This is a genomic window from Mycobacterium sp. (assembly GCF_049278535.1).
Classification (GTDB): domain Bacteria; phylum Actinomycetota; class Actinomycetes; order Mycobacteriales; family Mycobacteriaceae; genus Mycobacterium.
Genome location: NZ_JBAPMI010000157.1, coordinates 70336 through 83030 on the forward strand (window position 1 = coordinate 70336; position 12695 = coordinate 83030).

Here is a 12695-nt window from a genome sequence, read left to right on the forward strand (position 1 = left end):
AGGTGCGGTCACACTACCGGTCCGATATGTAGTTGCTCTGCTCTGGGACAATGGTTGGCGTGACTGTGATGGCGCGCATCGACCTGCGGGGTGCCGACTTGTCCGTCGCCGGACTGCGGGCGGCCTTGCCCCGTGGCGGAGTGGACGTGGAGGCCGCGCTTTCCACGGTGCGACCGATCGTCGATGCGGTCGCCGAACGCGGCGCGGAGGCCGCCCTCGAGTACGGCGAATCGTTCGATGGAGTTCGGCCGCCGAAGGTCCGGGTGCCCAGTGCCGAGTTGGACGCCGCGCTGGCCGGTCTGGATCGCGACGTCCGGTCTGCACTGGAGGTGGCGATCGAACGCACCCGCGCGGTGCACGCCGATCAGCGCCGGTCGGATGTGACGACGACGTTGGGGCCCGGTGCCACCGTCACCGAACGATGGGTTCCCGTCGAGCGGGTCGGGCTGTACGTGCCCGGCGGTAACGCCGTGTACCCGTCGAGCGTCGTGATGAACGTGGTGCCGGCGCAGGCTGCCGGTGTCGGCTCGCTGGTGGTGGCCAGCCCGCCGCAGGCCCAGCCGCAAGGCCGATACGGGGATCGTTTCCAAGGACTACCTCATCCGACCATCCTGGCCGCCGCCCGCCTTCTCGGCGTTGACGAGGTATGGGCGGTCGGCGGGGCCCAGGCGGTGGCGCTGCTGGCGTACGGCGGCGAGGACACCGACGGCGGCGAGCTGCTTCCCGTCGACATGGTCACCGGACCGGGCAACATCTATGTCACAGCGGCCAAACGGCTTTGCCGCTCGCGGGTCGGCATCGACGCCGAAGCCGGGCCAACCGAGATCGCGATCCTGGCCGACCACACTGCCGACGCGGCGCACGTCGCGGCCGATCTGATCAGTCAGGCCGAGCACGACGAAATGGCCGCGAGTGTTCTGGTGACGCCGAGCACCGCCCTCGCCGACGCCACCGACACCGAGCTGGCCGCGCAACTGGAGACCACCGTGCACCGGCAGCGCGTGACGACTGCGCTGGCCGGTCGACAGTCGGCCATCATCCTGGTCGACGACATCGATGCCGGCATCCGCACCGTCAATGCTTACGCCGCAGAACATCTGGAGATCCAGACGGCGAATTCGGACAAGGTGGCGGCCCAGATTCGTTCGGCCGGCGCGATCTTCATCGGCCCGTACTCGCCGGTCAGCCTGGGCGACTACTGCGCCGGCTCGAATCACGTGCTGCCCACCGCGGGCAGTGCCGCGCACGCCAGCGGCCTGTCGGTTCAGACCTTTCTGCGCGGTATCCACATCGTCGACTACACCGAGTCGGCACTGAAAGACGTGTCAGGGCATGTGATCACGCTGGCCAATGCCGAAGATCTGCCCGCGCACGGCGAGGCGATACGGCGGAGGTTCGGGCAATGAGCACCCGGCCGTCGCTCGATGACCTGCCGCTGCGCCACGACCTGCGCGGCAAATCGCCCTATGGGGCGCCGCAGCTGGCCGTTCCGGTGCGGCTGAACACCAACGAGAACCCGCACCCGCCCAGCAAGGCGCTCGTCGACGACGTCGTCGCCTCCGTGCGCGATGCGGCTGTCGACCTGCACCGCTACCCTGACCGCGACGCGGTGGCACTTCGTGCCGATCTGGCTGCCTACCTCAGCGTGCAGACCGGGGTTCAGCTCGGCGTGGAAAACCTTTGGGCGGCAAACGGATCCAATGAGATCCTGCAGCAGCTACTGCAGGCCTTCGGCGGCCCGGGACGCAGCGCAATCGGCTTTGTGCCGTCGTATTCGATGCACCCGATCATCTCCGACAGCACCCGCACCGAGTGGATCCAGACGACTCGGGCCACCGACTTCAGCCTCGACGCCGATGCCGCGGTCGCGGCGATCGTCGAGCACTGCCCCGACATTGTTTTCGTCACGAGTCCCAATAATCCAACAGGACAAAGCATTTCGCTGGCCGATCTACGCCGGTTGCTCGATGCGACACCGGGGATCCTGATCGTCGACGAAGCTTACGGGGAGTTCTCCGCGCAGCCCAGCGCCGTGGCGCTGATCGAGGAGTACCCGACCAAGCTGGTTGTGAGCCGGACCATGAGCAAGGCTTTCGCTTTCGCCGGCGGGCGGCTGGGATACCTGGTTGCCACGCCGGCAGTGATCGAGGCGATGCTGCTGGTTCGGCTGCCGTACCACCTGTCCGCGCCCACCCAGGCCGCGGCCAGGGCGGCGCTGAGGCACGCCGACGACACGCTGGGCAGCGTGGCGACGCTGGTCGCCGAACGCGAACGAGTGTCGACAGCGCTGAGCGGCATGGGTTTTCAGGTGGTTCCCAGTGACGCCAACTTTGTGTTGTTCGGCCGGTTCGCTGATGCACCCGACACCTGGCAGCGCTACCTCGATGCCGGTGTACTGATCCGCGACGTGGGCATCCCGGGATACCTACGCACGACAATAGGACTGGCCGCGGAGAACGATGCGTTCCTGACGGCCAGCGCAGACCTGGCTGCGACTCAATTAGCCCAGCCGTTAGGAGCGTCATGACCGCCGGTCGCCGCGCACGCGTTGAGCGCACCACCAAGGAATCCGAGATCGTCGTCGAACTCGATCTCGATGGCACCGGCGACGTTCACGTCGACACCGGAGTGCCGTTCTATGACCACATGCTGACCTCGCTGGGTACCCACGCCAGCTTCGATCTGACCGTGCGCGCCAAGGGCGACGTCGACATCGAAGGACATCACACCATCGAGGACACCGCGATCGTGCTCGGTCAGGCGCTCGGTCAGGCACTCGGTGACAAGAAGGGCATTCGCCGATTCGGCGACGCCTTCATTCCGATGGACGAGACGCTGGCGCACGCGATCGTCGATGTCTCCGGCCGGCCCTACTGCGTACACACGGGCGAGCCGGATCACCTGCGGCACACCACGATCGCCGGCAGCTCGGTGCCGTACCACACCGTGATCAACCGGCACGTGTTCGAGACGCTGGCGAACAACGCCCGCATCGCGCTGCATGTCCGCGTCCTCTACGGTCGCGACCCGCACCACGTTACCGAGGCCCAATACAAGGCCGTCGCTCGGGCGCTGCGGCAAGCGGTCGAAGCCGATCCACGGGTGTCCGGTGTGCCGTCCACCAAAGGCACTCTGTGACAAGCAAATCCGTCGTGGTGCTGGACTACGGCTCCGGTAACCTACGTTCGGCTCAGCGTGCGCTGCAGCGAGTCGGCGCAGAGGTGGAGGTGACGGCCGACCTCGATGCGGCCGCGGCGGCCGATGGGCTGGTGGTGCCGGGCGTCGGCGCATTCGAAGCGTGTATGGCCGGACTCCGCGCGATCAAGGGCGAGCAGGTGATCGCCGAGCGGGTTGGTACCGGACGGCCAGTGCTGGGTGTGTGCGTCGGCATGCAGATCTTGTTCGCCCGGGGTGTCGAGTTCGGAGTGGAGAGCAGCGGTTGCGGCCAGTGGCCGGGCGCGGTTACCCGGTTGGATGCGCCGGTGATCCCGCACATGGGCTGGAACGTGGTCGCGGCCGCAGCCGGCAGCGCATTGTTCAAAGGCCTCGACGCCGATGCGCGCTTCTACTTTGTGCACTCCTATGCCGCCCAGCGGTGGGAGGGCGGACCCGAAGCGCTCCTGACATGGGCCACCCACGGTGTACCGTTCCTGGCCGCGGTCGAGGACGGGCCGTTGGCCGCCACGCAGTTTCACCCGGAGAAGAGCGGGGATGCAGGGGCGGCCGTGCTGAGCAACTGGGTTGAAGGGTTATGACGTGTCATTGATTTTGTTGCCGGCCGTCGACGTGGTCGAGGGCCGGGCGGTGCGCTTGGTACAGGGCAAGGCCGGCAGCGAAACCGCGTACGGCTCAGCGCTGGACGCCGCGTTGACCTGGCAACGCGACGGCGCCGAGTGGGTGCACCTGGTCGACCTCGATGCGGCGTTCGGCCGCGGTTCCAACCGTGAGTTGCTGGCCGAGGTCGTCGGCAAGCTCGACGTGCAGGTCGAACTCTCCGGCGGCATCCGCGATGACGAATCGCTGGCGGCGGCGCTGGCCACCGGCTGCGCCCGGGTGAACGTGGGCACCGCGGCCCTGGAGAACCCGCAGTGGTGCGCGCGAGCGATTGCCGAGCACGGCGACAAGGTCGCGGTCGGTCTGGACGTGCAGATCATCGACGGCGATCACCGGCTGCGCGGCCGCGGCTGGGAGACCGACGGCGGGGATTTGTGGGACGTGTTGGAACGCCTTGACAGCGAGGGATGTTCGCGCTTCGTCGTCACCGACGTCACCAAAGACGGCACATTGACCGGGCCCAACCTCGACCTGCTCCGCAGCGTCGCCGAGCAGACCGACGTTCCGGTGATCGCCTCGGGTGGCGTGTCGAGCCTCGACGATCTGCGCGCCATCGCCACGCTGACCGGCAGTGGCGTCGAGGGTGCGATCGTCGGCAAGGCTCTGTACGCCCGACGATTCACTTTGCCGCAGGCGCTCGCAGCGGTGGCGGGCTAGGGCCGCAATGGATCTCGACGCACTGGTGGCGGAAGCATCGGCAATCCTCGACGTCGCCGCGAAACCGTTCGTCGCCGGCCATCGAGCCGACTCCGCCGTCAGCAAACGCGGCGACGATTTCGCCACCAAGGTCGATCTGGCCATCGAGCGTCAAGTGGTCGACGCTTTGGTGTCGGCGACCGGAATCCCGGTGCACGGCGAGGAGTTCGGTGGCGCGGACCTCGATTCGCCATGGGTCTGGATCCTCGACCCGGTAGATGGGACGTTCAATTACGCCGCCGGTTCGCCGATGGCCGCGATTCTGCTCGGCCTGCTGCATGACGGCGATCCGGTAGCCGGACTGACCTGGTTGCCGTTCATGAACGAGCGCTACGCGGCGGTCTCGGGTGGTCCGGTGATGAAAAATGGTGTGCCGCAACCGCCGTTGACTCGGGGCGAGCTGACCGAATCGATCATCGGTGTCGGCACCTTCAACGCCGATTCGCGTGGCAGATTCCCAGGGCGGTACCGGTTGGCGGTGCTCGAAGAGCTCAGCCGGGTGTCGTCGCGGATGCGGATGCACGGAGCCACCGGCATCGATCTCGCCTACGTCGCCGACGGAGTGCTCGGCGGTTCGATCAGCTTCGGTGACCATGTGTGGGATCACGCCGCCGGGGTGGCGCTGGTACGGGCCGCCGGCGGAGTGGTCACCACGTTGGCCGGCGAGGACTGGAAACCCGATTCGCGGTCCGCTCTGGCGGCGGCACCAGGTGTGCACGCCCAGTTGCTCGAGATGCTGCAAACGGTAGGACGACCCGATGAGTACTGAATCCGCCTGTGACACAAACCTTGCCGTGCGTGTCATTCCGTGCCTGGACGTCGATGACGGCCGGGTGGTCAAGGGCGTCAACTTCGACAACTTGCGCGACGCAGGCGATCCGGTGGAGCTCGCCGCCGCCTATGACGCCGAAGGTGCCGACGAGCTGACCTTTCTCGACGTGACCGCGTCGTCGTCGGGACGAGCCACCATGCTGGGGGTGGTGCGCCGCACCGCCGAGCAGGTGTTCATCCCGCTCACCGTCGGCGGCGGTGTGCGGACAGTCGACGATGTCGACGTGTTGCTGCGGGCCGGCGCTGACAAGGTGTCGATCAACACCGCGGCGATCGCACGTCCGGATCTGCTGGCCGAAATGGCGGCCCAATTCGGTTCGCAGTGCATCGTGTTGTCGGTCGACGCGCGCACTGTGCCGGAGGGTTCGGCTCCGACACCGTCGGGCTGGGAGGTCACCACTCACGGTGGACGACGTGGCACCGGCATCGACGCGGTGGAGTGGGCGGCCCGCGGTGCAGAGTTGGGCGTGGGGGAGATTCTGCTCAATTCGATGGATGCCGACGGGACCCGGGCCGGGTTCGATCTGCCGATGTTGCGTGCGGTCCGTGCGGCGGTGACCGTGCCGGTGATTGCCAGCGGAGGCGCCGGTTCAGCAGAGCATTTCGCGCCGGCCGTGGTTGCCGGCGCCGATGCGGTATTGGCCGCCAGCGTGTTTCACTTCCGGCAGTTGACCATCGGTCAAGTGAAACAAGCCATGGCGGCAGAAGGGATCACCGTGCGATGACACTCGATCCCGATATCGCGGCGCGCCTCAAACGCAACGCCGACGGCCTGTTTACCGCGATCGTGCAGGAGCGCAGCAGCGGTGACGTCCTGATGGTCGCCTGGATGGATGACGAGGCACTCGCCCGCACCCTGGAAACCCGCGAGGGCACTTATTTTTCGCGATCCCGTGGCGCGCAGTGGGTAAAGGGCGCCACGTCCGGCCACACCCAACGGGTGCATTCGGTGCGGCTGGACTGCGACGGCGACGCGGTGCTGCTGGTGGTCGACCAGGTCGGCGGCGCATGCCACACCGGAGACCACAGCTGCTTCGACGCCGATGTACTGCTGGCACCGGAGGAGTAACTGAAGGAAGACACCAGCGAGTTATTTCAGATCGTGAAATAGGTTTGCGAAACCCGCCTGGCGCTCCGCTGACCGTTTGTTGGAAGCAACATCCTCGCGCTACATCGCGTCCGACATTCCGGAGGGAAAAGCGCCGCGCTCGCCGCTGACGCGGAGACATCGCCGATCCGGTCGGCAAACGCCCAACGATCTGCACAAATGTCACCGTGAACCGCCGCCGGTTTTGCTAGCTTTCAGGCGCGGCATCAACGGCCGCGCAGTGCAAGTCCGGATGACAGGCCAGGGTGTAGTGCCAGGACCATCGAGCGCGACGCAGCGTCGGCTCCGCGTAGCCGCGGTGCCGACCGCGGTGTTCGCGGTGTTCGCCGTCTGGTTTGTAGCCGGGTGGGGCGGCGAGTCGGTGGTGAGCTCCCTGCGAGTCGCGGGGACGTTGGGATTTCCTGCATTCGCGGCCCTGAGCGCCGCAATTGCGGCGCGACGAGGACGCGGGAGGCAACGACAGGCATGGCTCGTGATGACCGTCGGCTTGGTCGCTTTGGAGTTCGGCTCGATCGCGGTGCTGCATGACCGGTTACGCGGCAGTGTCCTCCCCTCGTACCCGCCGACGGCGATGGTCGGGTTTCTGATCTTTCCTTTGGTCGCTTGCGTCGCACTGATCATCTTCCCGTCGGGTTATCCAGGCGTCGTCCGTTTCCGCATGCTGTTGGACGGAGCGATAGTCGGCGCCTCGCTGTTCGTCGTGGCCTGGGTGACGTTGCTCCGCGACGTGTACTCCGCTAGTGGCGTGAGCCGCGTCGACGAGATGCTGTCGATCGCCTGTCCGATCGCCGGAATCGTGACCGTCACGGTGGCCATCCTCGGGCTAGCCCGCGCCAGCCCGCACTGGCGCCGGACGTTTACCGTGCTGACGATCGGTCTGACTCTGATTGCCGCGGCCGGCGGAGCTTACGTGTTCTCGCTGGTCCGCCACAGCTACCTGGCCGACGGCGCGTGGAGCTTGGAGTGGCCGGCGGGGCTGGTGCTGCTGGGCATCGCGGCGCTCAACTGTCCTGCAGAAGGGCCAGAGGCCTCACCCGAACCGCCGACCTCGGCTGCCCCGATCTCGTTGTGGCTGCCCTACATTCCATTAGCTATCGCCGGTGTGCTCGAACTCGCCGAACTCCATAGCCACCTCGGCTCCGATCCCGCGCTGGCCGCGACGCCTTGGCTGATCATTGCGGTGCTGGCCCGCCAGTTCATGGTGGTCGCCGAGAATCGGCGATTGCTGCACAGTGTGTCGGACCAAGCGCTGCACGACCCGCTGACCAACCTGGCCAACCGGATCCTGTTTCATGACCGGCTCGACCATGCCATCCAGCTCTACCACCGAGATCAGCGCTCGGTGGCGGTGTTGTCGATGGATCTCGACGACTTCAAACTGATCAACGACAACTTGGGCCATCCCGCGGGTGACGCGCTGCTGGTCCAAGCCGCCCAGCGTTTGATGAGCTGCGTGCGGACCGGGGACACCGTCGGCCGGCTTGGCGGCGACGAATTTGCCGTGCTCATCGAGGACGCCGGGGAGCAAGCGCACCTGATCGTCTACCAGATCATGGAGGCATTCGAGCGACCCTTCAGCGCCGACGGCGAGGTCATCTTCATGCGGCCGAGCGCTGGCCTGGCGGTTGCCGGTGTCGACGATCCCGACCTGCGTGCCGGCGCATTGCTCAAGCAGGCTGACATAGCCATGTACTCGGCCAAACGGTTCGGTGGCGGACTGCAGACTTTCAGTCCCGACATGCATGTCAGCGACGACACATCGCCCAGCTTCCCCGCGTCGGGGGTGCAATCCACACGCGGACTGGTCGAGGTGCGGTTGCTCAGTGACCTGCGCCAGGCCATCAGCCATCGTGCCCTGACCGTGTTGTTTCAACCGAAGGTCGACCTGCAGACGACGCGCATAGTGGGGGCCGAGGCGCTGGTGCGCTGGCCGCACCCGCTCTTCGGCATGGTGCAGCCTCACCAATTTCTGCCCCTGGTGCGCCAGCACGGCCTGATGCGCACATTTACCGACCTGATTCTGGACCAGGCACTGGGCGACGCCGCGCACTGGCGGCGCCGGGGCATCGCCGTGCCGGTTGCGGTCAACTTGTTCCCTCCGTTGGTCGGCGATGTCAATCTGCCCGGTCGCATCTTCGAAGCCCTGGCGCGACACGACTTGCCCGGCGACTCGTTGATCGTGGAGATCACCGAGGACATGCTGCTCGACAACATCTATCGGACCCGCCAGGTCCTGGAAGTCTTGCGAGAGAAGCGCATTCACATTGCACTCGACGACTTCGGCAGCGGTTATTCGGCATTGACGTATCTGCGCAAGCTGCCCATCGATGAGGTCAAGGTCGACTACGACTTGATCGGGCACGTGCTGACAGATCCGCGCGCCGAGGCGATCGTGCGGGCGGTCATCGACCTCGCGCACGCCTTGGACGTCACGACAGTGGCGGAGGGCGTGGAGAATGCCGAGACGGCGGGGTGGCTGCGCGACCGGGGATGCGAAGTGGCGCAAGGCATTCTCTACAGTCCGCCTATCGCGGCTTCCGCAATGATGGACTTGCTGGCGTCGCCGGCGCCCGCAGAACGAACCGCCGTTGTTCAGCGGCATGCCGAACTAACTACGCGCGCGCAGCGTCTGTAATGCCTTGTCGGCGTGGGTTTCCATGCTCAGCTCGCTGGCGATCACGTCAAGGACAGTCCGATTGGTGTCGATGATGAAGGTGGTGCGTTTCACCGGCACCAGCTTGCCCAAAAGCCCACGCTTGACCCCGAATTGATTGGCGATCGCGCCGCCGGTGTCGGACAACAACGGGTAGTCGAAGCCCTGTGTGTCGGCGAACTTCGCCTGCTTCGCGACGGGATCGACGCTGATGCCGACCCGGCTTGCGCCGACGGCGGCAAACTCTTGAGCCAAGTCTCGGAAGTGGCAGGCTTCCTTGGTGCACCCGGGCGTCATCGCCGCCGGGTAGAAGAACAGCACGACCGGACCGTCGGACAGCAGCGCGCTCAGCTTGCGCGGAGTGCCAGTCTGGTCGGGAAGTTCGAAGTCAGCCACGGTGTCACCGGTTTTCATGGCCGTCAGGCTACGCCAGTGGCGATCGCCGTATATCTGCCCATCTGGGAAGATGGCTGCGTGCAAGCAAACCTCGCTGCTGCCACCACGTCACGGGAGCATTTCCGCGGGCTGGCGGCCGAGCATCGCGTCGTACCGGTGACCCGCAAGGTGTTGGCCGACGACGAGACGCCGCTGTCCGCGTACCGCAAACTGGCCGACAACCGCCCCGGCACTTTTCTGCTGGAGTCGGCGGAGAACGGCCGGTCGTGGTCGCGGTGGTCGTTCATCGGTGCCGGTGCGCCGTCGGCGCTCACGGTGCGCGACGGTCAGGCGGTGTGGCTGGGTGCCGTGCCGCACGATGCGCCCACCGGCGGTGACCCGCTCCAGGTCTTACACGAGACGCTGGAGTTGCTGGCGACTGCCGTGCTGCCGGGGCTGCCGCCGTTGTCCGGCGGCATGGTCGGCTTCTTCGCCTACGACCTGGTGCGGCGGCTCGAGCGGCTGCCGGAGATCGCCGTCGACGACCTCAACCTGCCGGACATGCTGCTGCTGTTGGCCACTGATCTCGCGGCCGTCGACCACCACGAGGGCACCATTACGTTGATCGCCAACGCGGTGAACTGGAACGGCACCGATGAGCGTGTCGACGAAGCCTACGAGGACGCCATCGCACGGCTGGATGTGATGACCACTGCGTTGGGTCAGCACTTGCCTGCGACGGTTGCGACGTTCACCAGACCCGAGCCGGTCCACCGTTCCCAGCGCACGGTGGAGGAGTACGGCGCGATTGTCGAACGTCTCGTCGGTGAAATCGAGCGCGGCGAGGCATTTCAGGTGGTGCCGTCGCAGCGTTTCGAGATGGACACCCACGTCGAGGCGATCGACGTCTACCGGATGTTGCGGGTATCCAACCCCAGCCCGTACATGTACCTCCTTCACGTACCGAATGGCGAAGGGGGAACGGCGTTTTCAATTACGGGGTCCAGCCCCGAAGCGCTGGTGACCGTGCACGACCGGTGGGCGACGACGCACCCGATCGCGGGAACCAGATGGCGCGGTGAGACCGAGGAAGAGGATCAGCTCCTGGGGAAGGAGCTGATGGCCGACGACAAGGAACGCGCCGAGCACCTGATGTTGGTCGACCTGGGCCGTAACGATCTGGGCCGCGTCTGTATGCCTGGCACCGTTCGAGTCGAGGACTACAGCCACATCGAGCGCTACAGCCACGTCATGCATTTGGTCTCCACGGTGACCGGGATGCTGGCCGAAGGGCGCTCCGCGCTGGACGCCGTGACGGCCTGTTTCCCGGCCGGAACCCTGTCCGGCGCCCCCAAAGTCCGCGCCATGGAGCTGATCGAAGAAGTGGAGAAGACCCGGCGCGGCCTCTACGGCGGCGTGATCGGTTATCTCGACTTCGCCGGGAATGCCGACTTCGCGATCGCGATCCGCACCGCGCTGATGCGCGACGGCACCGCCTACGTGCAGGCCGGCGGCGGGGTAGTGGCCGACTCCAACGGGCCCTATGAATACACCGAGGCGACGAACAAGGCACGCGCGGTGCTTAGCGCGATCGCGGCCGCGGAGACGTTGACCACCCCGGATACCGGTCGGGATGGCTGACGCCCAGCCATCCACTCCGGGCCGGCTGACCATCCGGGTCGCACAGGTCCTGCTGGTGGCTTCGGCGGCGGGTTTATGGGCGGCATCGAGGCTGACCTGGGTGGACCTGCGCACCTTCGACGGGCTGGGTCCACCGAAGCCTGTCACCCTGTCCGGTGCGACGTGGTCGTCGGCCCTGCTCCCGCTGGCTCTGCTGCTGCTCGCCGCCGCTATCGCCGTCCTGGCGGTGCGGGGATGGGCCTTGCGGGTTCTTGCGGTCCTGGTGGCACTTGCCAGCCTGGCTGCGGGATATCTGGCGGTCAGCACGCTGGAGATCCCCGACGTTGCCGTGCGGGCGGCTGAACTCGCGCGTGTACCGCTGCTGGAGTTGGTCGGCAGCAACCGGCACTACCCGGGACCGGTGATCACGCTGGCGAGCGCGGTCTGCACGCTGGCGAGCGCGGCGCTGGTCATGCGCGCCGCGACCACGGCCGGCCGCACCGCCACGAAATACCTCACGCCCGCTGCGCGTCGGTCCGCGGCAGCGCGCGACGAGTGGCCGATGTCTGAGCGGATGATCTGGGACGAGCTCGACGAGGGCCGCGACCCGACCGAGTCGGCGCCGCCGCCGGATGGCAATCCACCACCCGACCCTGACACCGAGGGTCGGTGACGAACCGTGCGCCGGCGCTCGCTACCCTTCGAAGTACGCCGACGACAATATGGCGGCGCCCGGGGAGAGGAACCTACGGCATGAGTTCGGCAAGCGTGCTCGACTCCATTATCGAGGGAGTCCGCGCCGACGTTGCCACCCGTGAAGCCGTCGTGAGCATGGCCGAGATCAGGGCCGCCGCTGAAGCTGCGCCTGCGCCGCGTGATGTGTTGGCCGCGTTGCGCGAGCCCGGCATCGGCGTCATCGCCGAAGTCAAGCGAGCCAGCCCATCGGCGGGTGAGCTCGCCTCGATCTCCGACCCGGCCGCTCTGGCGTGCGAGTACGAAGACGGCGGCGCCCGGATCATCAGCGTGCTGACCGAAGAGCGCCGCTTTCACGGCAGCCTGGACGATCTGGACGCGGTGCGTGCCGGGGTGTCGATACCGGTGCTGCGCAAAGACTTTGTGGTGGGGCCCTACCAAATTCATGAGGCCCGTGCCCACGGTGCGGACATGCTTCTGCTGATCGTCGCGGCGCTGGATCAACCGGCGCTGGAGTCGATGCTGGAGCGCACCGAATCGCTTGGCATGACTGCACTTGTCGAGGTGCACACCGAAGAGGAAGCCGACCGCGCGTTGACGGCTGGAGCCCGGGTGATCGGTGTGAACGCCCGTGACTTGCGGACGCTACGGGTCGACCGGGACTGCTTTGCGCGCATCGCCCCGGGGCTGCCGTCCGACGTGATCCGAATCGCCGAATCCGGTGTTCGTGGCCGAGCCGATCTGCTGGCCTACGCCGGTGCCGGTGCCGATGCCGTCCTGGTCGGCGAAGGGCTGGTCACCAGCGGTGATCCGCGTGCTGCTGTCGCCGACCTGGTCACCGCCGGTAAGCATCCGTCGTGCCCCAAGCCCGCCCGCTAGCCCGGC

Annotated in this window: 13 protein-coding genes; 12 read left to right on the forward strand and 1 reads right to left on the reverse strand. The window is 66.7% G+C overall.

Going from position 1 to position 12695, the window contains the following annotated elements:
* Positions 1-65: 65 nt before the first annotated feature.
* From hisD to WAO18_RS10410, 9 genes are all read left to right on the forward strand, one after another.
* The gene (gene hisD / locus WAO18_RS10370) at positions 66-1406 is read left to right on the forward strand and encodes a histidinol dehydrogenase (protein WP_422206164.1); all 1341 of its coding nucleotides are present in this window, start codon (positions 66-68) and stop codon (positions 1404-1406) included.
* Complete coding sequence (locus tag WAO18_RS10375) at positions 1403-2527, forward strand: histidinol-phosphate transaminase (RefSeq protein ID WP_422206115.1); 1125 nt, start codon at positions 1403-1405, stop codon at positions 2525-2527. The genes hisD and WAO18_RS10375 overlap by 4 nt, the downstream gene beginning before the upstream one ends.
* The gene (gene hisB / locus WAO18_RS10380; protein ID WP_422206116.1) at positions 2524-3138 is read left to right on the forward strand and encodes an imidazoleglycerol-phosphate dehydratase HisB; all 615 of its coding nucleotides are present in this window, start codon (positions 2524-2526) and stop codon (positions 3136-3138) included. The genes WAO18_RS10375 and hisB overlap by 4 nt, the downstream gene beginning before the upstream one ends.
* Positions 3135-3755: an imidazole glycerol phosphate synthase subunit HisH gene (gene hisH / locus WAO18_RS10385; protein WP_422206118.1), complete on the forward strand. Its 621-nt coding sequence runs from the start codon at positions 3135-3137 to the stop codon at positions 3753-3755. The genes hisB and hisH overlap by 4 nt, the downstream gene beginning before the upstream one ends.
* Before the next feature lies 1 nt (position 3756).
* A complete protein-coding gene (gene priA / locus WAO18_RS10390) occupies positions 3757-4491 on the forward strand; it encodes a bifunctional 1-(5-phosphoribosyl)-5-((5-phosphoribosylamino)methylideneamino)imidazole-4-carboxamide isomerase/phosphoribosylanthranilate isomerase PriA (protein ID WP_422206120.1) in 735 nt (244 codons plus the stop codon).
* A gap of 7 nt (positions 4492-4498) precedes the next feature.
* Entirely contained in the window at positions 4499-5299 is an 801-nt protein-coding gene (locus WAO18_RS10395; protein ID WP_422206122.1) for an inositol monophosphatase family protein, read from the forward strand.
* On the forward strand, positions 5289-6086 hold the full coding sequence (hisF, locus tag WAO18_RS10400) for an imidazole glycerol phosphate synthase subunit HisF (protein ID WP_422206124.1): 798 nt from the start codon (positions 5289-5291) through the stop codon (positions 6084-6086). Before WAO18_RS10395 ends, hisF begins: the two co-directional genes overlap by 11 nt.
* Complete coding sequence (gene hisI / locus WAO18_RS10405) at positions 6083-6430, forward strand: phosphoribosyl-AMP cyclohydrolase (protein ID WP_422206126.1); 348 nt, start codon at positions 6083-6085, stop codon at positions 6428-6430. The genes hisF and hisI overlap by 4 nt, the downstream gene beginning before the upstream one ends.
* A 289-nt stretch (positions 6431-6719) precedes the next feature.
* Positions 6720-9104: a putative bifunctional diguanylate cyclase/phosphodiesterase gene (locus tag WAO18_RS10410; protein WP_422206128.1), complete on the forward strand. Its 2385-nt coding sequence runs from the start codon at positions 6720-6722 to the stop codon at positions 9102-9104.
* Here WAO18_RS10410 and WAO18_RS10415 read toward each other — a convergent pair.
* Positions 9078-9536: a peroxiredoxin gene (locus WAO18_RS10415; RefSeq protein WP_422206130.1), complete on the reverse strand. Its 459-nt coding sequence runs from the start codon at positions 9534-9536 to the stop codon at positions 9078-9080. The genes WAO18_RS10410 and WAO18_RS10415 overlap by 27 nt on opposite strands.
* Positions 9537-9596: 60 nt before the next feature.
* On the opposite strand from WAO18_RS10415, the gene WAO18_RS10420 reads away from it, so the two are divergent.
* The 3 genes from WAO18_RS10420 (at position 9597) to trpC (ending at position 12689) form a co-directional block, all read left to right on the forward strand.
* The gene (locus tag WAO18_RS10420; RefSeq protein ID WP_422206166.1) at positions 9597-11138 is read left to right on the forward strand and encodes an anthranilate synthase component I; all 1542 of its coding nucleotides are present in this window, start codon (positions 9597-9599) and stop codon (positions 11136-11138) included.
* Positions 11131-11790 (forward strand): TIGR02234 family membrane protein, encoded by a 660-nt coding sequence (locus WAO18_RS10425; RefSeq protein WP_422206131.1) that lies wholly within the window; start codon positions 11131-11133, stop codon positions 11788-11790. Before WAO18_RS10420 ends, WAO18_RS10425 begins: the two co-directional genes overlap by 8 nt.
* Before the next feature lie 80 nt (positions 11791-11870).
* Complete coding sequence (gene trpC, locus WAO18_RS10430; RefSeq protein ID WP_422206132.1) at positions 11871-12689, forward strand: indole-3-glycerol phosphate synthase TrpC; 819 nt, start codon at positions 11871-11873, stop codon at positions 12687-12689.
* The last annotated feature ends 6 nt before the right edge of the window (positions 12690-12695 follow it).